Here is a 23397-nt window from a genome sequence, read left to right as displayed (position 1 = left end):
CGTTTAAAAATGTTAGACAAAGTTATTGTAGGTAGCGAAGAATGGTGTTCCTTCCCTACTTTAGGAATCCCAACAATTAAAGCACGTGTTGACTCAGGAGCAAAAACTTCTGCTCTTCATGCTATCAATATTGTTACGTTTGAAAAAGACAGTGAAAGTTGGGTTAAATTTGACGTAAATCCTATTCAAAATAATGCTAAAGCAGTAATTCATTGCGAAGCACCATTGGTAGATAAGAGAGTTGTTAAAAGTTCGAGTGGCTTTAGAGAACAACGCTATGTAATCAAAACCAAACTTGAGATTGGTGGAAAAACTTGGGAAATCGAGGTTACACTTACCAACCGTGATTCAATGGGTTTCCGAATGTTATTAGGTCGTGAAGCGATGTCGGGACGTGTTTTGGTAGACCCAGAGCAACGTTATTTATTGGGACAACCTACAACTGAAAAATTAAAAGAATACTACTACGCTTCTAATGAATCCAAAAAAGGTTTAAAAATTGGTTTATTAGCAAGCAATCCAGAATTATATAGCAACAAACGAATTTTAGAAGCAGGCGAATTAAGAGGTCATGAAATGCATTTCTTAAATTTGAAATACTGCTACATGAAATTAGACGCAACAAAACCTGAAATTCATTATCGTGGAGGAAAAGTTCTAAACGATTTTGATGCAGTAATTCCGAGAATTCGTCCTAGCATGACGTATTATGGTTGTGCTTTAACGCGTCAATTTGAAGCTTTAAAAGTATTTGCTTTAAATAACGCTTCTGCTATTACACAATCAAGAGACAAACTATTTTCATTACAATTATTGTTAAATAACGGAGTTGATATTCCAACTACTGGATTTGCCAATTCACCTTTAGATACAGACGATTTGATTAAAATGGTTGGTGGCTCGCCTTTAATTGTAAAATTACTAGAAGGAACACAAGGAAAAGGTGTTGTTTTGGCAGAAACTAAAAAAGCAGCCGAATCAGTTATTAATGCTTTCAAAAGTTTAAATGCCAATATTTTAGTTCAAGAATTCATTAAAGAAGCGAATGGTAAAGACTTGAGACTCTTTGTTGTAGATGGAAAAGTTGTTGCTGCTATGCAACGAGAAGCTGCTCCTGGAGAATTCAGAGCTAACATTCATATGGGTGGAACTGCTTCTGTGGTAAAAATTACTGCTGATGAAAAGAAAATTGCCATTAAAGCAGCAAAAGCAATGAATTTAAAAGTGGCTGGAGTTGATATTATTCGTTCTTCAAAAGGACCTTTATTGTTAGAAGTAAATTCATCTCCAGGTTTAGAAGGTATTGAAGGTGCTACGCAAAAAGATATTGCTGGAGAAATGATTAAAGCAATTGAGAAAAATTTTAAGTGGAAATAATTCAGTGTTCAGTGTTCAAAATTAGATAGATTATGAAAAAGCAATATACAGTTCCGTTGGTTTTGTTCCTTTTAGGGATGGCGATTACAATAATTGGCGCTTTATTCAAAATTATGCATTGGCCTGGAGCTAACTTTATGTTAACCATTGGAATGATTACTGAAGCTATTGCTTTAATTACATTAATTGTAGTTTTACTTAAAAATACGAAATGAGTATAGTTTCTAAAATATTAATTTTAGTTATAGCACTACTCCATTTGTATTTTTTATGGCTAGAAATGTTTGCTTGGACAACGAGCGCCAAAAAAGTATTCCGAACTATTCCAGAAGATTTATTCGAAAAAACAAAAGTTTTAGCAGCCAATCAAGGCTTGTATAACGGATTTTTATCTGCAGGTTTACTTTGGTCTTTGGCTATTTCCGATGAAATTTGGAGTAGAAATATAGCTATCTTCTTCCTTTGTTGTGTTACTGTTGCTGGAATTTTCGGAGCTTATTCTGCATCAAAAAAAATATTTTATGTGCAAGCACTTCCTGCAATTATAACTATTATTACAATTCTATTTTTATAAAAAAAGCTCAAGATTTTCTTGAGCTTTTTACTTTTATAATATTTTGAATTAATCTTCCATCTCTATTTGAAAACTATTCAAAAAAGCTACGGATTTTTCAATATCGTAATGTAAAATTCTGTCTTCTGACACAAACGAAACTTCCTCTCTATATGATTTTACAAAACTTTCAATAAACTCACTTGATTGTAATGGTCTTCTGAATTCTAAAGCTTGAGAACCATTTAATAATTCAATTCCTAAAATGCGCTCCACGTTTTCAACAATACGTAATGTTTTAGTTGCAGCGTTTGCTCCCATGCTCACGTGATCTTCTTGTCCGTTTGACGAAACAATACTATCAATACTTGCTGGTGTTGCTAATTGTTTGTTTTGACTAGCAATACTTGCCGCTGTATATTGTGGAATCATGAAACCTGAATTCAATCCTGGATCGTTTACTAAAAACGCTGGTAAACCTCTTAATCCAGAAATTAATTGATAGGTTCTTCTTTCTGAAATACTTCCTAATTCTGACAACGCTATTCCTAAGAAATCTAATGCTAAAGCTAATGGTTGTCCGTGGAAATTTCCTCCAGAAATAATCAAATCTTCTCCAACGAAAATATTTGGATTATCGGTAACCGAGTTGATTTCAGTACGGAATACTTTCTTCACATAATCAATTGTATCTTTCGAAGCTCCGTGTACTTGAGGAATACAACGGAATGAATATGGGTCTTGCACATGCACTTTTGGTTGCGCAATGATTTCACTATCTTCTAACAAATCGCGCATTCTTTCAGCGGTTTGTACTTGACCTTTGTGAGGACGAACTAAGTGAATCAAATCTGTAAATGGTTCGATTCTTCCATCAAACCCTTCTAAAGAAACTGCACTGATTACATCTGCTAAATACGAAATTTTCTCTGCTTTAATCAAGCAATAAACACCGTAAGCACTCATGAATTGCGTTCCGTTCAACAACGCTAATCCTTCTTTCGATTGTAAAACGATTGGTTCCCAACCAAATTTGGCTAATACTTTTGATGAAGGCTGTCTGAAACCATCTAAATATACTTCACCTTCTCCTAATAACGGTAACGATAAATGTGCTAATGGAGCTAAATCACCCGAAGCGCCTAACGAACCTTGTGTATATATTACTGGAAAAATATCATTATTATAAAAATCAATCAAACGTTGGACAGTAACTAACTGAACACCTGAATGTCCGTAGCTTAACGATTGGATTTTCAATAACAACATGATTTTTACAATTTCATGAGGTACTTCCTCCCCTGTTCCGCAAGCGTGCGATTTTACTAAGTTTTCTTGAAGTTTTGATAAATTTTCATTCGAAATCTTCACATTACACAACGAACCAAAACCAGTGTTAATTCCGTAGATTGGATCATTATTCGACTTCATTTTATCATCTAAGTATTTTCTACATTTCTCAATGTTTACGATAGCTTCCTCTGATAATGCCAACTGTTTTCCTTGAAAAACAATCTCGTTAATCATGTCGATAGACAATAAATCTGAACTTATATAATGTGTAGTTTCCATTTGGTTAATTTTAAAAGTCCAAAATTCCGCAAACAATTGTTAAAATGCAAGATTTATCAGCATTATTAACAAAAAATAAATATCTCTCAAATTTTAAGGGAAATCTGGGTGCATTTTTAAGAATTTTCAATAAATTAGCGCTCTCTAATAATACAACATCAAATCATGAAAAATACAGCGTTAACGCACATTCACGAAAGTTTAGGAGCTAAAATGGTTCCGTTTGCAGGATACAATATGCCTGTGCAATATGAAGGAGTAAATGCAGAACACGAAATCGTTAGAAATGGCGTTGGTGTTTTTGACGTTTCTCACATGGGAGAATTTTTCTTAAAAGGAGAAAATGCGTTAGCTTTAATTCAGAAAGTAACTTCAAATGACGCTTCTAAATTAGTTGATGGAAAAGCACAATATTCTTGTTTACCAAATAACGAAGGCGGAATTGTTGACGATTTAATCGTTTATAAAATTGCTGACAATCATTATATGTTGGTTGTAAATGCTTCAAATATTGAAAAAGATTGGAATTGGATTTCTTCGCACAATGATTTAGGCGTGGATATGCAAAATCTTTCTGAAGGCTATTCATTATTAGCAATTCAAGGACCAAAAGCTGCAGAAGCTATGCAATCATTGACTTCTATCGATTTAACGAATATGGGATATTACACGTTCCAAATTGGTGAATTTGCTGGAAAAAGTGATGTAATTGTTTCAGCTACAGGTTATACAGGTTCGGGAGGATTTGAAATTTATTTTAAAAACGAAGATGCAGAATACATTTGGAACAAAGTTTTTGAAGCTGGAGCAGCATTCGGAATCAAACCAATTGGATTAGCAGCTCGTGATACTTTACGTTTAGAAATGGGATTCTGTTTATACGGAAACGATATCAACGATACGACTTCTCCATTAGAAGCTGGTTTAGGATGGATTACAAAATTCGACAAAGAATTCACGAATTCAGAAAACTTAAAGAAACAAAAAGAAGCGGGCGTTTCTCGTAAATTAGTTGGTTTCGAAATGGTAGAAAGAGGAATTCCTCGTCACGATTACGAAATTGCTGATGCTGATGGAAATGTAGTTGGAATCGTAACTTCTGGAACACAATCACCTTCTATGGGAATTGCTATCGGAATGGGATATGTTCCAACGGCTTTAGCTACACCAGATTCTGAAATTTATATTAGAATTAGAAATAAAGATATTAAGGCGAAAGTGGTTAAAATGCCATTTTACAAAAAATAGTCAAGAACAAGGGCAAGTTCAAGAACAAGTACAAATTTGAAAATTGAAATTGACCTTGAATTTGAACTTGAAATTATTATTTTTGCAACCTGAAACTTGAAACTTTAAACCAAAAAAGAAATGGGAAGAGCGTTTGAATTTAGAAAAGCCCGTAAAATGAAACGTTGGTCAGCAATGGCTAAAACGTTTACACGTATAGGAAAAGATATTGTAATGGCCGTTAAAGAAGGCGGACCAAATCCTGAAACCAACTCACGTTTAAGAGCGGTGATTCAGAATGCTAAGGCTGCTAATATGCCTAAAGATAACGTAGAACGCGCTATTAAAAAAGCATCGGATAAAGACACAGCTAACTTTAAAGAAGTGTTGTTTGAAGGGTATGCACCACACGGAATTGCAATTTTAATTGAAACGGCTACGGATAACAACAACAGAACAGTTGCTAACATTAGAAGTTACTTCAACAAATGCAACGGAACGTTTGGAACACAAGGTTCGGTTGAATTTATGTTTGATCATACGTGCAATTTTAGAATTCCAGCAGAAGGACAAGATGTGGAAGAATTAGAATTAGAAATGATTGATTTTGGTGTAGAAGAAATCTTTGCTGACGAAGACGGCATTTTAATGTACGCTCCTTTTGAAAGCTTTGGAACCATCCAAAAAGAATTAGAAACTCGCGGATTAGAAATCTTATCTTCTGGATTTGAAAGAATACCTCAAATAACAAAAGAATTAACACCAGACCAAGTAGCTGATGTTGAAAAACTATTAGAAAAAATTGAAGAAGACGATGACGTAATGAACGTATATCACACGATGCAAGAAAGCGCTGAGTAATACTTTTTCTATCTTATATATGAAATCCTCGCAAGAAATTGTGAGGATTTTTTATATATTAGCATTATAATAACTTTATGAAAGTTAGTCGCAAGGCACCGAAAAAAGACTTAAAATTTAACTTATGGAACTAAAAGACATTTTTGAAATTAAAAAAATTCCAACTTTTGTATTCTTTGTCATAGCTATTGTTGGTGGTTTTTTATTCTATGGAGGAGAACATGTATTAATTAAAGCAAATCCAAAAACCACCGTAGGATTTTATACTTACATAATCTGGCTAATAAGTTGTGGGTTATTAGTAACAAATATTATCAAATTTATTTTTACTGAAATCCGAAAGTTCTTACACACTCGTGAAATAAAAAAAGAATATCGAGAAACTCTTCAATCATTAGACCCGTATGAAGTATCAGTCATTAGAGAATTTTTTCTTCAAAAGCGTCATGCATTAGATTTTCCTTATGACCATCCAGTTATTACTGGATTGGTTAGTAAATCTGTTATTTTTATAACTTCTTCTTTAGGAGCAAACAGCTTTATAGTTGATGGAGGAAATACTACATTTACAATGAATAAATATATGCGAAAAATAATTCATCCTGATGAATACTTTGGGCTTAATAAATTATCTCAACAACAGATTGAAGAAAGTCGTCCACATTTTCTCAAAAAAAGGCAATTATTGATTATCCAGATAGTGCGGAATTACATACCCGATAGCGCGGAATTGCATTCCGTGTACACAAAACAAAACCCAATTCTTTTTTTCGTAAATTAGTAATAAAAAAATATGGCAGATAATTTTGTATCGTTACACCGCGTAGTAACGGCTCCACCTGAAAAGGTGTTTCGTGCATTTACTGAGGCAAATGCAATGGCTTCGTGGATTCCACCTTATGGTTTTTTGTGTGAAGTTCACAGTATGGAGGTAAAAATTGGAGGTAGTTTTAAAATGTCGTTTATCAACTTTACAACGGGTAACGGACATTCTTTTGGTGGAACTTATCTCGATGTCAAACCAAACGAGTTTTTAAAATACACCGACACTTTTGATGACCCTAACTTACCAGGTGAAATGACAACTTCGGTTTGGTTAAAAGAAGTTTCGTGTGGTACAGAAATTAAAATTCTACAAGAAAACATTCCCGAAATGATTCCTACCGAAATGTGTTACTTGGGTTGGCAAGAATCGTTAGAAAAACTAAAGAAGTTAGTAGAACCAAATATTCCGGATAATTAAAAAATAAAAATCCCAATCTTTCGATTGGGATTTTTTATATCTAAAATCAAATTACTTGATAATTTCAATTTTTAAAGCTTCTTCTTGGTTAACAGAATCAAAGAAACCTTGTTCGTTCATCCAATCATCACTAAATACTTTACTCATGTATCTTGAACCATGATCAGGGAAAATGATAACTACTTTACTGTTGGCATCAAATTCTCCTTCTTCAGCATATTGCTTCACGGCTTGAAAAGCTGCTCCAGAAGTATATCCTACGAATAAACCTTCTTTCTTAGCTAATTCTCTTGTAGTGTGTGCACTTTCCTCATCTGAAACTTTGATAAATTTATCAATAATATCAAAATCGGTAGCTGTTGGAATTAAGTTTTTACCTAAACCTTCAATACGGTATGGATAAATTTCAGCGTTGTCAAACTCTTTTGTTTCGTGGTATTTTTTCAAAACCGAACCAAAAGCATCTACTCCTAAAACTTTAATATTTGGATTTTGCTCTTTTAAGAAACGTGCTGTTCCAGAAATAGTTCCTCCAGTTCCACTACACGCTACTAAGTGAGTAATTTGACCGCCAGTTTGTTCCCAAATTTCTGGTCCTGTAGATTTATAATGTGCATCAACATTTAACTCGTTGAAATATTGGTTAATATAAACCGAACCTTTAGTTTCCTCATGTAATCTTTTAGCAACATTGTAGTAAGAACGCTCATCATCAGCTGAAACGTGTGCTGGGCAAACATATACCTTAGCACCCATTGAACGTAACATATCAATTTTATCCTTCGACGATTTTGAACTTACTGCTAAAATACAATCATATCCTTTGATGATACTTACCATTGCCAAACTAAATCCAGTGTTTCCTGATGTAGTTTCAACAATTGTATCACCTGGTTTTAGGATACCTCTTTTTTCTGCTTCTTCAATAATATATAATGCAATACGATCCTTGGTAGAATGTCCTGGATTAAAGGCTTCAACTTTTGCATAGAAATTACCCGTTAAATCAGCTGAAATTTTACTCAGTTTGATTAATGGTGTATTCCCTATTAAATCTAATACACTATTATAGGCTTTTATTTCTTCTTTCATATGAAGATACTGTTTGTTTTAATGTTTCCAAAATACTATGCGTTACTAGCATTTATTGTATTTTATACTTGATTTTTTGTTTTTTAGGCGCTTTTTGACACCTCCAAAACCTTGCAAATTTAACAAAAAATTTTGAACTACTTCTTAATTTTTTCTAAATCTAATAAAAATGTAAATTCCTTAGCTAATTCTTTAAGTGCTTCAAATCGTCCTGAAGCTCCTCCATGTCCTGCATCCATGTTCGTATCTAAGAATAATTGTTTGTCATTAGTTTTCATAACACGCAATTTTGCCACCCATTTTGCAGGTTCAAAATATTGTACTTGCGAATCGTGAAGCCCTGTAGAAACATACATATTTGGATAATCTTGCTTTTTAACTTGGTCGTATGGCGAATACGAAAGCATGTAATCATAATATACTTTTTCGTTCGGATTTCCCCATTCGTCATACTCTCCAGTTGTCAACGGAATTGTATCATCTAACATAGTCGTAATAACGTCCACAAACGGAACTTGAGCAATTACTCCATTGTACAATTCTGGTGCCATATTAACAATTGCACCCATTAGCAAACCACCAGCTGATCCACCTTCTGCGTACAAATGTGCTGCCGAAGTGTATTTTTCTGCAATCACAAATTTTGAACAGTCAATAAAATCGGTGAAAGTGTTAATTTTCTTTAAAAGTTTTCCGTTCTCATACCACTCTCTTCCTAAGTCCTCGCCTCCTCTAATGTGCGCAATAGCATAGATAAATCCTCTATCCAATAAACTCAAACGAGTTGATGAAAAATACGGATCCATAGTAGCTCCATATGAACCATAAGCATATAATAACAATGGATTTTTACCATCTTTTTTAATACCTTTTCTGTAAACAATTGAAATTGGCACTTTAGTTCCGTCAGTTGCTGTTGCCCAAATTCTTTCTTCGATGTAATTGTTCTTATCGAATTTTCCACCCAAAACTTCTAGTTCTTTCAATACTTTTTTCTCCTGAGTACTCATATTGAAATCAATCACAGAAGATGGTGTTGCCATTGATTGGTAACCATAACGTAAAATTTCAGTATCAAAATCTATATTAGTTGTAGTGTAAGCTGTGTAGGTTTCGCTTTCAAATGGTAAATAGTACTCGCCTTTTCCATTCCATGGACGAATTTGAATTTTATTTAAACCATTTGAACGTTCTTCAACAACTAAATAATCTCTGAAAATTTCAATTCCTTCTAACAAAACATCTTTTCTGTGACCAATTAAATCTTTCCAGTATTCTGCCGAAGTAGCGGTTTCTGGAGTTTTCATTAATTTGAAGTTCGTTGCTTTGTCTTTATTGGTAACGATATAAAAACTATCGCCATAATGCGAAATCGAATATTCTAATCCACGAGTTCTTTTTTGGAAAACTCTAAATTCTCCATTAGGATTTTTAGATTCCAAAATTTGATATTCAGAAGTCAATGTACTTGATGAACCAATTACTAGATATTTCTTCGATTTTTCTTTGTAAACAAACGTGTTGAACGTATCGTCTTTTTCGTGAAAAACCAAAATATCAGAAGAAGATTCTGTTCCTAATGAATGCTTGTAAATTTTATCGGAACGTAAAGTTTGTTGATCATTTCTTGTGTAGAATAATGTTTTATTATCGCCAGCCCAAGTAGAACCTCCCGAAGTGTTTTCTATTTTTACAGGAAGAATTTCACCTGTTTCTAAGTTTTTAATTTGAATCGTATATTGTCTTCTTGAAACTAAATCTACTCCAAACGCCACCCATTTATTATCCTCACTTACATTTAATCCAGATAAGTTGAAATAAGTGTGTCCTTTAGCCATTTCATTACAATCAAACATGATTTCTTCTTTGGCATCTAAACTTCCTTTTTTACGAGAATAAATTGGGTAATCTTTTCCTTTTTCGAAACGAGTAATATAGTAATAACCATTGTATAAATAGGGAACCGAACTATCATCTTCTTTAATTCTTCCTTTCATTTCCAAAAACAATTCCTCTTGAAATTGTTTGGTATGAGCTGTTGATTTTTGATAATATTCGTTTTCTTTATTCAGATAATCAATAACTTCTGGGTTTTCTCTTTCGTTTAACCAATAATAGTTATCAATTCTTTTATCACCATGCTTTTCTAGTGTTTTTGGAACAATTTTAGCAACTGGTGGCTGTAATTTATCAGACATTTTTTTTGTTTTATTTTGACTGTGAACTGGAGCAAAAATAACACAACCTAAAAGGAAATACGTGATTTTTTTCATGAAGTTTTACAATAATTATTAACTGCTAATTTAGTATTTTTGTCGGAATAAAAAAATAAAAATTATGTTTGGAGATATTATGGGTATGATGGGTAAACTAAAAGAAACCCAACAAAAAGTAGAAGAAACAAAGAAGCGTTTAGACTTTGTTTTAATCGATGAAAAAAGCGCTGATGGCTTGCTTGAAGTAACGCTTACCGCTAACAGAAAAATCAAAAACATTACCGTAAGTGATGATTTACTTAGCGACAAAGAAATGCTTGAAGATTATTTAGTTAACGTTTTAAACAAAGCTATTGAAAAAGCAACAAACGTTCATGAAACGGAGTTAGCCGCTGTGGCAAAAGAAGGCATGCCAAACATTCCAGGAATGGATATGTTTAAATAATAACAAATATAAAACTTAAAGTCTTATATTTGTTAAAAATAATAAAAACCAATTCTGAAATATTTTGTAGTATTTCAATGTGGAACCAAGTTAAATTCTTGGACTGTCGTGCAACTGTGATTTTCTTTTAGGAATAAGTCAGATACATATTTTGGTTTTTGTTTAAGCATCACGACAAGTGCTTAAACTCGATTTCTTTTCATTCTCTAAATGAAAAGTTTTCTTGTTTATTCACTTTTCCTAATAAATGAATAAACTATATGAAAAATTACGAATTGGCAATTGCTAAGTACTATAGTAAATTAAAAATTATTCCTACTCCACTAATTTCTTGGGATATTTTTTCGAGTCAGCAAAATGAAATTTTATTTTTCAATTCCTTTCAAAAAGAATGGAAATCTAAAGAACATTTTTTTGAAATTGTCCATAAACAAAAAAAATCGGTAATCATTACCAACTCCCATTTTGAAATTGTATTTGCTACCGAAAATATAATAAAAATGAATGGATACTTTCCATCAGAGATTGTTGGTAAATCTCCAAAAATATTTCAAGGATCGCTCACTTCTGATATAACTAAAGAAATAATTAAAGAGGCTATTATATCTAAAAAACCTTTTAAAGAAGTAATTCTAAATTACAAAAAGGACGGTTCCACTTATTTTTGTGAAATTGAGGCATATCCAAAATTTAATCAACAAGGAAATTTTATTAATTATATAGCTTTTGAAAGAAAAGCATCTTAAACATGAAAACACAAGAAGAAAGAATCAAAGAATCGACAACAAGAGTATTTAAAGCTGTTTTTCCTAACACAACAAATCATTATGATACTTTATTTGGTGGAACCGCTATGCTTTATATGGACGAAATTGCCTTTATAACCGCAACACGATATAGTCGTCAAAAAATGGTTACCGTGAGTAGTGATAAAATTGATTTTAAAAAGCCAATTCCACACGGAACAATTATAGAACTTGTAGGAAAAGTTACTTATTTAGGTACAACTAGTTTAAAAGTAAGAGTCGATATTTTTATCGAAAAAATGTACGATGAATATAGGGAAAAAGCAATTACTGGTGAATTTACTTTTGTTGCAATTGATGAAAATAAAAATGCAGTAAAAATCATTTAATTAAATAATTCCCATTCCTAAAGCGATTGCCACCAAAAGCAATAAAACAGCAACAAAAACTTGGAGAAATTTTAGGGTAACTTTCTTTAAAAGTTGGTTACCCAAATACGCTCCCGTAATAGCACAAAGTGTTGCAGAAATCAACAATACTTTATTTTCATACAACGTATAAGTGGTGATTTTTGAAGCATAAACACTCAATCGGGTAAAATCGATAAACATGGAAACTACAATTCCTGTAGCAATGAAACTTTCTTTGGACAAACCTGCTTTAATCAAAAATGCACTTCGCAAAGCACCTTGATGTCCCGAAAGTCCACCGAAAAATCCGCTTAAAATTCCACCTAAAGGCAATTTATCTTTTCCAAATTCCAATTTACTTAAAAACGGAATCAAATCTAAAAGGGCAAAAATCACTAATAAAACTGCAATGATGAATTTCACTGGAAAAACGTCTAATTGTTTTCCAAAAAGCGAATAACTAAACAAAGGTTCTAAATCGGAAATTTGTAACAACAACCACGAACCTATCATAGCAGCAAAGATTGCAGGAATTCCGAATTTCAATAAAACTTCTTTTTTCGCATGTTTTCCAACCAAGAAAAACTTGAATAAATTATTGGCAAAATGAACCAATCCACATAAACCAATCGCAATATCAACTGGAAAGAACAACATGAAAACTGGAGTTAATAAAGTTCCCAATCCAAAACCTGAAAAAAAGGTTAGAATAGCGGTTAAAAAGGCTACGATTGAAATTATTACTATTTCCAAAATTAAAAAGTTAGTTTAGAAAATACTTCCATTACATATTCATGCATCACTTCTTTGTAATCTAAATGGGTTACAATTCTTAGTTTTCCATGTCCCATCGAACTAATAGCAATTCCTTTTTGTTTCAATTTATCCATGAAAAGCTTTTCATCAACTGATGGTTGCAATCCAAAAATCAAAATATTAGTTTCCACAGGTTCCACATTAGCAACCCAAGGCATTTTTTCTAATAAACTTCCTAATTCTTTCGCTCTTCTATGATCAATTTCTAAACGACTGATGTTGTTTTGCAATGCAAATAATCCAGCTGCAGCCAAATATCCAGATTGACGCATATTTCCACCAAAAATCTTTCTAATGCGCAAAGCACGATGCATATCAGCTTTACTTCCTAATAAAACCGAACCAACAGGCGCTCCTAATCCTTTCGATAAACAAACCGAAATCGTATCAAACAATTCACCAAACTGCTTTGGATGTTGTTTTTTTGCTACCAAAGCATTCCACAAACGCGCACCATCTAAATGGTATTTCAAATTATGGTCGATGCACACTTGCTTAATTTCTTGCAAAGGTTGTAAGTCATAACAAGCGCCACCACCTTTATTGGTTGTATTTTCAATACTCACTAAAGAAGTTAAAGGCGCGTGATAAAATTCGGGGTCATTAATACCGTTTTTAACCAAATCAGCAGTAATCATTCCACGATTTCCATCAACCAAACAACATGAAACGCCACTATTAAATGAAGCACCACCACCTTCATAATGATAAATGTGCGAGTATTTATCGCAAATTACTTGTTCACCAGGTTGCGTGTGTAATTTAATAGCCGTTTGATTTGCCATAGTTCCCGAAGGAAAAAACAAAGCGGCTTCCATCCCAAATAAATCAGCCAAAGTTTCCTCTAACTCATTGACAGTTGGGTCTTGTTTATATACATCATCACCTACTTTAGCATTAAACATAGCGTTTAACATCTCAACGGAAGGCTTGGTTACGGTATCACTTACTAAATTTATTTCCATAGAATAAAAAAGAATAGCTATTTTTGTTGTGTAAAACTACAATATTTATGATAAATACAGAACAAGTCAGAGATATTATTGATCGCCTTGGTGCGTTAAGGAGGTATCTTTGACATTGATGCCAAAACGATTGAAATAACTAACGAGGAAGAAAAAACCTTCGCTCCCGATTTTTGGAACAATCCAAAAGAAGCCGAAATCATTGTAAGAAACCTACGTTCTAAAAAGAAATGGGTGGAAGATTACAATAAAGGAATTGAATTCTCTGAAGAACTTCAGATTATGATGGATTTCTTCAAAGAAGGAGATGTCACAGATGAAGAAGTTGAAACACTTTACCAACACACTTTAAATCACATTGAAGATTTAGAATTTAGAAACATGCTTTCCGATGAAGGAGATAGCATGAGTGCTGTATTGCAAATTACGGCTGGCGCTGGTGGAACAGAAAGTTGTGACTGGGCTTCTATGCTAATGCGAATGTATTTAATGTGGGGCGAAAAACAAGGCTATAAAATAAGAGAACTAAACTTTCAAGAAGGTGACGTAGCGGGAATTAAAACTGTAACCTTAGAATTTGAAGGCGATTTTGCTTTTGGTTATTTAAAAGGCGAAAATGGTGTGCATCGTTTGGTGCGAATTTCTCCTTTTGATAGTAATGCAAAACGTCATACGTCTTTTGCATCGGTTTATGTGTATCCTTTGGTGGATGATTCTATCGAAATTGAAATCAATCCAGCAGATATTGAAATCATTACTTCGCGTTCGAGTGGTGCTGGTGGACAAAATGTAAATAAGGTAGAAACCAAAGTACAATTATTTCACAAACCTACAGGAATACAAATTCAGTGTTCAGAAACGCGTTCGCAACAAGACAACCGCCAACGAGCCATGCAAATGTTGAAATCACAGTTGTACGAAATTGAGCTTAAAAAACAACAAGCCCAACGAAGTGATATCGAAGCTGGAAAAATGAAAATTGAATGGGGTTCACAAATTCGAAACTATGTAATGCATCCCTACAAATTGGTAAAAGATGTTCGCTCGGGATACGAATCCAGTGATGTGGAAGGAATTATGAACGGTGATATCGATAATTTCTTAAAAGCCTATTTAATGATGATGGGACAAAAAGAAGAATAATTCAGATAAATCTAAAGCTTATAAATCCGAATTTCAGTTATTGAAATTCGGATTTTTTTATACAATATTTAAAAAAACTAAAATCTTTTTATATTTTAGACAAAATTTACCAATCAAACTTAAAAATGAAACAATTTACAATCGAAGAAATCAACGAAGTTCTAAAAGGAACAATCGTGGGTTCAATAACAACAAAAATTACTGCACCTGAACAATTAGAAGTAGCTAATGAAACTGAAATATCATTCATTGGAAACAAAAAATACGAAAAATTTTGGGCCACTTCAAAAGCCTGTGTAGCTGTTGTAAACGAGGACATTTCAATCGAACCGGGAGAAAACAGAGCGTTCATAAAAGTAAAAAATGCTGATTTAGCAATGTCGCAAATTTTAACCCTTTTTGCTCCTCCTCCACCCGTTTTCAAAACAAATATTCATCCAACTGCTAGCATTGACGAAACAGCTCAAATTGGTGATGGTGCAAAAATTGGGGCAAATTGTTATGTTGGTCCAAATGTAAAAATTGGAGAAAACTCTATTTTGTATCCAAATGTAACCGTTTTAGACGAGTGTACTATTGGTAAAAATACTACAATTTGGTCAGGAGCAGTGGTTAGAGAACGTTGTCACATTGGAAATGATTGTATCATTCATCCAAATGCAACCATTGGAGCAGACGGATTTGGTTTCCGTCCTGATCCTGAAAAAGGATTGGTAAAAATTCCTCAAATTGGAAATGTAATTATTGGAAACAATGTAGAAATTGGAGCCAATACTTGTGTTGATAGAGGAAAATTTAGTTCTACGGTTTTAGGAAATGGCTGTAAAATTGACAATCTAGTTCAAATCGGACATAATTCTAAATTAGGAATGTTCTGTATTATGGCAGGAAACAGCGGATTAGCAGGTTCGGTAACGCTTGGAAATGGTGTAATTATTGGCGGAAGTGCTTCAATTAAAGACCACACCACCATTGGAGATGGTGCTATTATTGGTGCAGGTTCTGGTGTAACTGGAGATGTTGAAGCTGGAAAAACGCTATTAGGTTATCCTGCAATTGATGCTAAAGACGCTTTAAGACAATGGGCAATTTTAAAAAGAATGGTAAACGAGTCCAAAAAATAAAGTCATAACAACAATAAATTTTAATATATGTATCAAAAACCTTCAGCGGCTTTTATTGCTGCATCTTGGATTGCATTAGGCACTGGAATGATTGGTTATTTAATCGGATTATTCAGAGCAACTATGCTGTTAAATGAAAAGGGATATTACTTCACCGTTTTAATGTTTGGACTTTTCGCTGTTGTTTCTTTGCAAAAAAGCGTGCGAGACCGTTTAGAAAATATTCCGGTGACCGATTTATATTACGGAATTTGCTGGTTCGCTACTATTTTATCAATCGTTTTATTAGTAGTTGGATTATGGAATGCTACTTTACTCCCAAGTGAAAAAGGATTTTACGCCTTTTCATTTTTACTTTCCATTTTTGGAGCCATTACTGTACAAAAAAACACGAGAGATAGTCAAGCTAGAGATACAAATTCTCAGCAATAAAAATTAACATTAGTTAAATTTATTTGAAATCCATCTAAAGAATTTATTTTTCAGATGGATTTCGTATTTTAGCCAACCAATAAAACAACAAAACCCAAATGGACATTAATTTCAATAAAAACGAAGATCATAACAAACTTTTACTTTCCGATTTAAAAAACAGATTTGCTCAAGTTAAATTAGGTGGTGGACCAAAACGTATCGAAAAATTGCACGCTGAAGGTAAAATGACAGCACGTGAACGTATCGATTACCTTTTAGACGAAAAAGCAAAAAGCATTGAAATTGGTGCTTTTGTTGGAGATGGTATGTATAAAGAACACGGCGGTTGTCCTTCTGGAGGAGTTGTTGTAAAAATCGGATTTATTTCTGGAAAGCAATGTATTGTGGTGGCTAATGACGCTACCGTAAAAGCTGGTGCTTGGTTTCCAATTACAGGAAAAAAGAATCTTCGTGCACAAGAAATTGCTATGGAAAACCGATTACCTATCATCTATTTAGTGGATTCGGCAGGTGTTTATTTACCTATGCAAGACGAAATTTTCCCAGATAAAGAACACTTCGGTCGTATTTTCAGAAACAACGCCATTATGAGCAGTATGGGAATTACCCAAATTGCCGCTGTAATGGGAAGTTGTGTTGCTGGTGGAGCTTATTTACCAATTATGAGCGATGAAGCCATGATTGTAGATAAAACCGGAAGTATTTTCTTAGCTGGTAGTTACTTAGTAAAAGCTGCTATTGGAGAAACTATTGATAATGAAACACTTGGAGGAGCAACAACACATTGCGAAATTTCAGGTGTAACTGATTATAAAGCTAAAGATGATAAAGATGCTTTAAATAGAATTAAAAGTATCGTAGGCAAAATTGGTGATTTCGATAAAGCAGGATATAATCGTGTGAAAGCAGAAAAACCAACTTTAGAACCAAAAGATATTTACGGAATTTTACCAAAATCGAGAGCTGACCAATACGATATGTATGAAATCATCAAACGTTTGGTAGATAATTCAGAATTTGATGAATACAAAGGTGATTATGGAAAAACCTTAATCACAGCTTACGCTCGCATTGATGGTTGGGCAGTTGGAATTGTAGCTAACCAACGTAAAGTTGTGAAAAATGCTAAAGGCGAAATGCAGTTTGGAGGTGCAATTTATTCGGATTCGGCTGATAAAGCAACTCGTTTTATTGCGAATTGTAACCAGAAGAAAATTCCATTAGTTTTTGTGCAAGACGTTACCGGATTTATGGTGGGTTCAAAATCAGAACACGGCGGAATCATTAAAGACGGAGCTAAAATGGTAAATGCGATGGCTAATTCTGTAGTTCCTAAATTTACTGTTATAGTGGGTAATTCATACGGAGCAGGAAATTATGCCATGTGTGGAAAAGCGTATGATCCAAGATTAATTTTCGCTTGGCCAAGTGCTGAATTAGCGGTTATGGGTGGAACGCAAGCTGCAAAAGTTTTAGCACAAATTGAAGCTTCTTCTTTAAAAGCAAAAGGTGAAGTAATTGATGAAGTAAAAGAAAAAGAATTATTTGATAAAATCAAAGCACGTTACGACGAACAAGTTTCGCCGTACTACGCAGCTTCTCGCTTGTGGACTGACGCTATTATTGATCCATTAGAAACCAGAAATTGGATTTCTATGGGAATTGAAGCAGCTAACCACGCTCCTATTGAAAAACAATTTAATTTAGGAGTGATTCAGGTTTAATTCATAACACGAATTTCACGAATTTGCACAAATAAATCAGTGTTAATTCGTGAAATTCTTTTTTATTACCAATTCATCTTAGTTGAATAAATATTAATAATCAAAATTCTATTTTCTTCTATACGATATACAATTTTAAAATTCCATTTTGGAAAATAGCGAATTGATTCATCATTAAACAAAGGTTCTCTGGGATTTCTTTCTGGAAACTTTGCTAAATCATCTCCTAAATTTAACAAAGTATCAACTACCATTTCTGCGTTTTGAGGACTATTTTTAAAAATAAAATTATGAATTGTTTCGAGGGAATCTAAGGAAGCTTTTGACCAAACAACAGATTTCATTTCTTAAAAATCTTATTTCTTATTGCTTCGGAATTATACACATCATTTTCTTCTGAAACTTTAAGAATAGCCTCAATTTCTTGCTTATAATCTGAAACAGATAACAACTTTCCTGTTACATCATATATATAACCTTCTTCATTTAAAAGTTGGTCAATTTTATCCAAAACAACTTCATTTTGGACATCCAAAATTCTATGAATAATGCTTTTTCTGTGTGTTTCGATATTCATGAGTAAACTGATTTACACAAAGATAAATATTATTTCAATTACTTTATCTTTGCATCATGTCAAAATCATTAATCCAACCCTTCAAAACCAATATTTCAGGTATTTCTTTACCCGAAAAATTCACGTTCCCTTTTTACTACGAACCGCATGAACTAAGTAGGATTGCTACAACTGAATTGCAATCGTATTTAGAAAAGCAAACCGATTTTGAACACAATTTCGGTTTACAAGAAAATCAAGAAGGTTTAGTGATTGGAAAAATGTTTGGTGTTTTAGTTTGTCAAAATCAAGATGGAGAATTAGGCTATTTATGGGCTTTTTCAGGAAAATTAGCTGGTGTAAATCATCTTCCCTATTTTGTACCGACGATTTTTGACATGTTGCAAGAAAATGGATTTTTCAGAAAAGAAGAAGAAGTTTTAAATGCAATCAATCGTCAAATCGAAATTTTAGAAAATTCAGACGAACTTCAAAGCAAAAAAAATCAATTAGACCGTACTAAAATTGAAGCTTTAACCGATATTCAAAATCAGAAAGATAAAATCAAAAAGCTCAAAATTGAACGCGATGAAAAACGAATTTCATTCACTAATTTATCTTCATCTGAAATTGAACAATTAGAAATTGAACTTTCGGAAGAAAGTAAAAAAGAAAGTATTTTACTCAAAAAAATGACGAAATATTGGAATTTTCAAATTGAAAATGCACAAAAAGAAGTCAATTTACTTTTAGACGAAATCAACCAACTTAAAGAAGAACGCCGACAAAAATCGGGTGCTTTGCAACAAAAATTGTTTGCCGAATATTCTTTTTTAAATCAATTTGGCGAACGAAAAAGCATTGGAGAAATCTTCAATAACAATCCGCCTGCTGGAGCTGGAGAATGTGCTGCTCCCAAGTTATTACATTACGCATTTGAACATAATTTGAAACCCATTGCAATGGCTGAATTTTGGTGGGGACAATCGCCAAAATCAGAAATTAGAAAACACAAACAATTTTATCCGGCTTGTAAAAGTAAGTGTGAGCCAATTTTAATGTCTCACATGCTAAATGGTTTGGATATGGAAGCAAATCCATTTCAGGAAAATCCAGCGGAAGGAAAAGACATTGAAATAATTTTTGAAGATGAGGTATTAGTAGTAATAAATAAACCAGCTGAATTTTTATCGGTTCCTGGGAAAATCATATCCGATTCTGTTTATCAAAGAGTCAAAGAATTGTATCCAAATGCAACCGGACCATTAATTGTGCATCGATTAGACATGTCGACTTCGGGATTGATGTTAATTGCAAAAGACGAAGAAACCTATGTGAAATTGCAAAGTCAATTCATTAAAAGAACCATTAAAAAACGATACGTTGCTTTATTAAATGGTATTTTAACTGAAGAACAAGGTTTTATCGATTTACCGCTTCGCGTAGATTTGGACGATAGACCAAGACAATTGGTTTGCTACGAACATGGAAAACCAGCGCAAACTAAATGGGAAAAAATTGAAGTTAGAAATAACCAAACTTTGGTATACTTCTATCCTATTACGGGTAGAACGCATCAATTACGAGTACATGCTTCGCATGAATTGGGTTTAAAAACTCCAATTGTAGGCGATGATTTATATGGAAAAAAAGCCAATCGTTTGCATTTACATGCAGAAAGTTTGACTTTTGAACACCCGTTAAGCAAAGAACTAATTACTTTAAAAGCTGAAATACAATTTTATAAAAAAGGATAGCTAAAAAGCTATCCTTTTACTAATAATTTAATCTTAAAATGAATTAAATTACTTCAGATAAAAAACTAACGCTATAAACTAATTTTATCCTTTCTTCTCTATTTCTATTTAATAACTTGAACACTCTGGTTCAAGGTCTCTGAGCAGTTGTCATTCTAGGTATAACCAATCCTTTGGTTTTAGTATCAAAAGCAATAAAACCAGAAGGAATTGAAGTTGGTGCTGATTTTAATGAATTACCTTTTTCACAATCATAACATCATTCGATAGTTTCAGACTTATCATTAAAGTTGAATTTGTTTTTGCTAAGCTTGAAATAATTTTTTCATTATTATTTATCATATTTCCTGTATATATTTTTTGTCCAAGTAAGTTATAAATATAAATTTCTTTAATATTTTTTGTAAATGACTTAATTGTTAAAATATTTTCATTAGAGATAACTAATATTTGAGAGTTATTATTAAATGTCTCACTATCTAAAGTTTCATTATTATAACGCAGTACAAACCTATTATTAATTTCACCAGCAATTGTATTAAATGTATAAGTGGTTTGTCTTAAATCGTGTATAATTCCTGTTAATTTATCTTCTAAATAAATTTCTTGGTTATCATCAAACAATCCATCGACTGCGGCAATCCCTATTGAATAATTACCCGAACTTGGAGCATAATAACCTAAATTTACTATGTCATTTGAATCAAAAGGTATTGTTCTTCCTTGAATTGTCATTTTATCTTCATCAATAATTGAGTAAAAATGTATTACATTAGAGACAGAAGTAACAGCATCAAACAATCTATCCTTTGAATAAGTAGCGTCTGTCACATACCCAATTAAAGTTCTTGCAGCCAAATTGTTACTATCAATTAAATCCAACCAAATTCTGTTTTTTTGATTAGATAAACTATTATCAATGCTAGAATTTCTATAAAATTGACTATTATCGTGATTTTTATTACGAAGTGAATTATTAAAAATCAAATTATCAGAACTAGAAGATCCATCTAACATATTAACCAAGAAACCTTGACCGCTTGCTATATAACCATTAAATCCTGTCGGACCACTAACTGTGCCTGTTCCGTTGTATGTAATATAATCATTGGGCGTGTAATTTGCCTGATAAGAACCATAAAAAGGGTTAGTTATTGATGTTGAAGGTAATGTTCCATGTGTCCAAATTCTTACTGCTCCTTCGATATTGGTATTCAAGTTCAAGAAATCTTCTACATTAATTGATGAAGGGTAAGGATTTCCTACTAAATTCCAGTTATCACTAAAACGTGTAATGGTAATACCATTTGTTCCTGGATAGTCTATTCCTTGATAAGAACCTCTTAAAATTGGAATTGAAACAACAGCATTATTAGGTACACCATTAAATATTGTAGTTGTAGCAATTGGAGTTGAGGATCCATTAGACGCCCTTGCAATATATCCCGTTCCAGCTAACATATTTCCACTAGCCGAAACCCAATTACCTTGACCTCCATTAGTATTTGCTATTGTTGTATTCCAAATATATCTGTTATTGTTTGGTAAATTATTTACATTAAAAGCCGCTACAGGCGAAGACCAATACACGTAATCTAAATTTCTTGCTTGAGCAATTCTTTTATAAATAATATTTCCACTATTTATTACATTGTTAACCTGCACTAAACTTGAATTATTTTCAAACGTACATAAGCCTCCTGTATTAATATATTGATTTTGAAGAAAAACAACTTTGTCTTCATTAATTTGAAAGTTCCCTGATTGTATAGTTAAATTAGCATTTATATTAATAACATTAGGATTTAATGTAATTGTATTTCCATTGTTAACAGTTAAGTTTTGTAATACACTATCTGCTATTGGAATTTCGACACTTGTATCATAACCACTTGAAAATGGACTATATATTACATTATAAGATGTTCCTAAAGGTGTTTCAGAAATTGTTCCACCGCTTCTGTCAATTGTGGCATTAGAAAACATTGTTAAATTGCCATTAGTTGTTAATAGTCCACTTTGAAGAAATAAATTTTCTCCTATTGATTTTGGACTTCTTAATGTTACACCAGTAGAATTATTTATTGTTAAAGATTTTAATAAATTCCCACTAGAAGGCCATCTCGAATAACCGGCAGGTGCTGATGCACCACAAGAACCATCAATAGTCTCTTGAGGAGTTGTTCCATTATAAATTTCTGATAATCCTGTTGGACCTCCAATTGTTTTGTAATAAAACCTATCTCTTACACTACCACTAGTACTATTGCTCAAAATTGTACTAAAGATTTGATTTCCTGTCCCTTCAAAAAATACTCCTGAACTACAATTTGTTGCGCTAACAAACCCTCCCCAACTTGCAGTTCCAGAAATTATGAAATTTTTTTCTACAATAATATTGGTTATACTTGTATTATCAGAAGCATTACTGTTCCATCCAAAAACACCTCCACTATGTAGTAAATTTCCTTTTACAATAATTGAATGAATGCCTCCAGTCAAGCCTCCATTTTTAAGATAAAAAGTTCCTCCTTCCAAGTTAAAATCATTTCTAATTGTCATAATTCTATTTGTATTATTATTTGAAAGTGTCGTCGCATTACCAAAAGTTTTGGTTACATTCCAAAAACTTTGATTCAAACCTGATGAAATACTATTTGAAATTTTTAACAAAGAACCATCTTGCCAAGTTATTGTAGGTAAAGAACCTCCAGCAACATTATGATTATACACTCCACCAGATTCGCATGAAACAGATGCAGAAGCATTAATTGTCATAGTCGTAGTTGATGAAATTCTCTCATATTCGCCGAATATTTGCAAATCATTACCGCTTCCATTTGCTATGGTTATTGTTCCACTAGTTAAAACTAACTTTCCACCTACTTCTATTAGTGATTGATCTATTGTTACATTAGCAGTTACACTAATAACATGTCCATTCCTTATAGTTATTATATTATTAGTTGATGTAGGTGAGCCACTTGCTGCAACCCATGATGTTCCATTATATCGTTCCCATGAAGAAGTAACGTTCCAATTACCCGAAGTAGCACTTCTATAATCATCTGTAGTTTGTGAAAACAAAATGTTAACACTCAAAAAAAGAAATAATACTATTAAATTAGTTTTCAT

The 23397-nt window shown here is 32.9% G+C and carries 23 protein-coding genes; 15 read left to right on the top strand and 8 right to left on the bottom strand.

Features of this window, described 5'->3' with window-relative positions; genetic code table 11:
* The first annotated feature begins 9 nt into the window (after positions 1–9).
* Genes rimK through AAEO58_RS09545 form a run of 3 tightly spaced genes read left to right on the top strand, consistent with a single transcriptional unit; the run spans position 10 to position 1951 of the window.
* The gene (gene rimK / locus AAEO58_RS09555) at positions 10–1377 is read left to right on the top strand and encodes a 30S ribosomal protein S6--L-glutamate ligase (protein ID WP_264369504.1); all 1368 of its coding nucleotides are present in this window, start codon (positions 10–12) and stop codon (positions 1375–1377) included.
* Positions 1378–1409: 32 nt separating this feature from the next.
* Positions 1410–1592, top strand: a complete 183-nt coding sequence (locus AAEO58_RS09550; RefSeq protein WP_341683201.1) for a GldL-related protein — start codon at positions 1410–1412, stop codon at positions 1590–1592.
* On the top strand, positions 1589–1951 hold the full coding sequence (locus tag AAEO58_RS09545; protein WP_341683200.1) for a DUF1304 domain-containing protein: 363 nt from the start codon (positions 1589–1591) through the stop codon (positions 1949–1951). Before AAEO58_RS09550 ends, AAEO58_RS09545 begins: the two co-directional genes overlap by 4 nt.
* Positions 1952–1999: 48 nt before the next feature.
* Here AAEO58_RS09545 and hutH read toward each other — a convergent pair whose 3' ends face one another.
* Positions 2000–3502 (bottom strand): histidine ammonia-lyase, encoded by a 1503-nt coding sequence (gene hutH, locus AAEO58_RS09540; RefSeq protein ID WP_341683199.1) that lies wholly within the window; start codon positions 3500–3502, stop codon positions 2000–2002.
* Positions 3503–3667: 165 nt separating this feature from the next.
* Between hutH and gcvT the strand changes: the two genes are divergently transcribed.
* From gcvT to AAEO58_RS09520, 4 genes are all read left to right on the top strand, one after another.
* The gene (gcvT, locus tag AAEO58_RS09535) at positions 3668–4750 is read left to right on the top strand and encodes a glycine cleavage system aminomethyltransferase GcvT (protein ID WP_341683198.1); all 1083 of its coding nucleotides are present in this window, start codon (positions 3668–3670) and stop codon (positions 4748–4750) included.
* Between the two features lie 120 nt (positions 4751–4870).
* Positions 4871–5590 carry a YebC/PmpR family DNA-binding transcriptional regulator gene (locus tag AAEO58_RS09530; protein ID WP_133606656.1) on the top strand — a complete coding sequence of 240 codons (720 nt, stop codon included), beginning with the start codon at positions 4871–4873 and terminating at the stop codon, positions 5588–5590.
* 124 nt (positions 5591–5714) lie between these two features.
* Positions 5715–6371, top strand: coding sequence for a super-infection exclusion protein B (locus AAEO58_RS09525; RefSeq protein ID WP_341683197.1), 657 nt, complete (start codon positions 5715–5717; stop codon positions 6369–6371).
* A 12-nt stretch (positions 6372–6383) separates the two neighbouring features.
* Complete coding sequence (locus AAEO58_RS09520) at positions 6384–6833, top strand: SRPBCC family protein (protein ID WP_341683196.1); 450 nt, start codon at positions 6384–6386, stop codon at positions 6831–6833.
* A gap of 51 nt (positions 6834–6884) precedes the next feature.
* Here the strand turns inward: AAEO58_RS09520 and capA are convergent, their stop codons facing one another.
* Positions 6885–7925, bottom strand: coding sequence for a cysteate synthase (gene capA, locus AAEO58_RS09515; RefSeq protein ID WP_341683195.1), 1041 nt, complete (start codon positions 7923–7925; stop codon positions 6885–6887).
* 137 nt (positions 7926–8062) lie between these two features.
* Positions 8063–10198, bottom strand: a complete 2136-nt coding sequence (locus tag AAEO58_RS09510) for a S9 family peptidase (RefSeq protein WP_423972059.1) — start codon at positions 10196–10198, stop codon at positions 8063–8065.
* A gap of 64 nt (positions 10199–10262) precedes the next feature.
* Between AAEO58_RS09510 and AAEO58_RS09505 the strand changes: the two genes are divergently transcribed.
* The 3 genes from AAEO58_RS09505 (at position 10263) to AAEO58_RS09495 (ending at position 11721) form a co-directional block, all read left to right on the top strand.
* Positions 10263–10586, top strand: coding sequence for a YbaB/EbfC family nucleoid-associated protein (locus AAEO58_RS09505; protein WP_264369516.1), 324 nt, complete (start codon positions 10263–10265; stop codon positions 10584–10586).
* A gap of 260 nt (positions 10587–10846) precedes the next feature.
* Entirely contained in the window at positions 10847–11332 is a 486-nt protein-coding gene (locus AAEO58_RS09500; RefSeq protein WP_341683194.1) for a PAS domain-containing protein, read from the top strand.
* 2 nt (positions 11333–11334) lie between these two features.
* A complete protein-coding gene (locus tag AAEO58_RS09495; RefSeq protein WP_341683193.1) occupies positions 11335–11721 on the top strand; it encodes an acyl-CoA thioesterase in 387 nt (128 codons plus the stop codon).
* On the opposite strand, the gene AAEO58_RS09490 is transcribed toward AAEO58_RS09495, so the two are convergent.
* Both AAEO58_RS09490 and AAEO58_RS09485 read right to left on the bottom strand, forming a co-directional pair.
* Entirely contained in the window at positions 11722–12495 is a 774-nt protein-coding gene (locus tag AAEO58_RS09490) for a sulfite exporter TauE/SafE family protein (protein WP_341683192.1), read from the bottom strand.
* Positions 12496–12497: 2 nt separating this feature from the next.
* The gene (locus tag AAEO58_RS09485; protein WP_341683191.1) at positions 12498–13523 is read right to left on the bottom strand and encodes a threonine aldolase family protein; all 1026 of its coding nucleotides are present in this window, start codon (positions 13521–13523) and stop codon (positions 12498–12500) included.
* 47 nt (positions 13524–13570) lie between these two features.
* Here AAEO58_RS09485 and prfB point away from each other — a divergent pair.
* The 4 genes from prfB (at position 13571) to AAEO58_RS09465 (ending at position 17949) form a co-directional block, all read left to right on the top strand.
* A protein-coding gene (gene prfB / locus AAEO58_RS09480; RefSeq protein WP_341683190.1) for a peptide chain release factor 2 occupies positions 13571–14666 on the top strand; the annotation gives its coding sequence in 2 pieces (ribosomal slippage) (positions 13571–13633 and positions 13635–14666; 1095 coding nt in all).
* 125 nt (positions 14667–14791) lie between these two features.
* Entirely contained in the window at positions 14792–15790 is a 999-nt protein-coding gene (gene lpxD, locus AAEO58_RS09475) for a UDP-3-O-(3-hydroxymyristoyl)glucosamine N-acyltransferase (RefSeq protein ID WP_341683189.1), read from the top strand.
* Between the two features lie 27 nt (positions 15791–15817).
* Positions 15818–16222: an inner membrane protein YiaA gene (gene yiaA / locus AAEO58_RS09470; RefSeq protein ID WP_341683188.1), complete on the top strand. Its 405-nt coding sequence runs from the start codon at positions 15818–15820 to the stop codon at positions 16220–16222.
* Between the two features lie 98 nt (positions 16223–16320).
* Positions 16321–17949, top strand: a complete 1629-nt coding sequence (locus AAEO58_RS09465; protein ID WP_341683187.1) for an acyl-CoA carboxylase subunit beta — start codon at positions 16321–16323, stop codon at positions 17947–17949.
* A gap of 65 nt (positions 17950–18014) precedes the next feature.
* Here AAEO58_RS09465 and AAEO58_RS09460 read toward each other — a convergent pair whose 3' ends face one another.
* On the bottom strand, positions 18015–18293 hold the full coding sequence (locus tag AAEO58_RS09460; protein ID WP_341683186.1) for a type II toxin-antitoxin system RelE/ParE family toxin: 279 nt from the start codon (positions 18291–18293) through the stop codon (positions 18015–18017).
* Positions 18290–18526: a hypothetical protein gene (locus AAEO58_RS09455; RefSeq protein ID WP_291138255.1), complete on the bottom strand. Its 237-nt coding sequence runs from the start codon at positions 18524–18526 to the stop codon at positions 18290–18292. Before AAEO58_RS09455 ends, AAEO58_RS09460 begins: the two co-directional genes overlap by 4 nt.
* A 56-nt stretch (positions 18527–18582) precedes the next feature.
* Here AAEO58_RS09455 and AAEO58_RS09450 point away from each other — a divergent pair, with 56 nt between their 5' ends.
* Complete coding sequence (locus AAEO58_RS09450) at positions 18583–20262, top strand: RluA family pseudouridine synthase (RefSeq protein ID WP_341683185.1); 1680 nt, start codon at positions 18583–18585, stop codon at positions 20260–20262.
* Between the two features lie 228 nt (positions 20263–20490).
* Here AAEO58_RS09450 and AAEO58_RS09445 read toward each other — a convergent pair whose 3' ends face one another.
* Positions 20491–23397 carry a hypothetical protein gene (locus tag AAEO58_RS09445; RefSeq protein ID WP_341683184.1) on the bottom strand — a complete coding sequence of 969 codons (2907 nt, stop codon included), beginning with the start codon at positions 23395–23397 and terminating at the stop codon, positions 20491–20493.

The organism is Flavobacterium helocola, from assembly GCF_038289885.1.
In the GTDB taxonomy this organism is placed as follows: domain Bacteria; phylum Bacteroidota; class Bacteroidia; order Flavobacteriales; family Flavobacteriaceae; genus Flavobacterium; species Flavobacterium cheniae.
The sequence above is the reverse complement of the archived record's forward strand: the minus strand, read 5'-3'. Positions and strand labels throughout refer to the sequence as shown.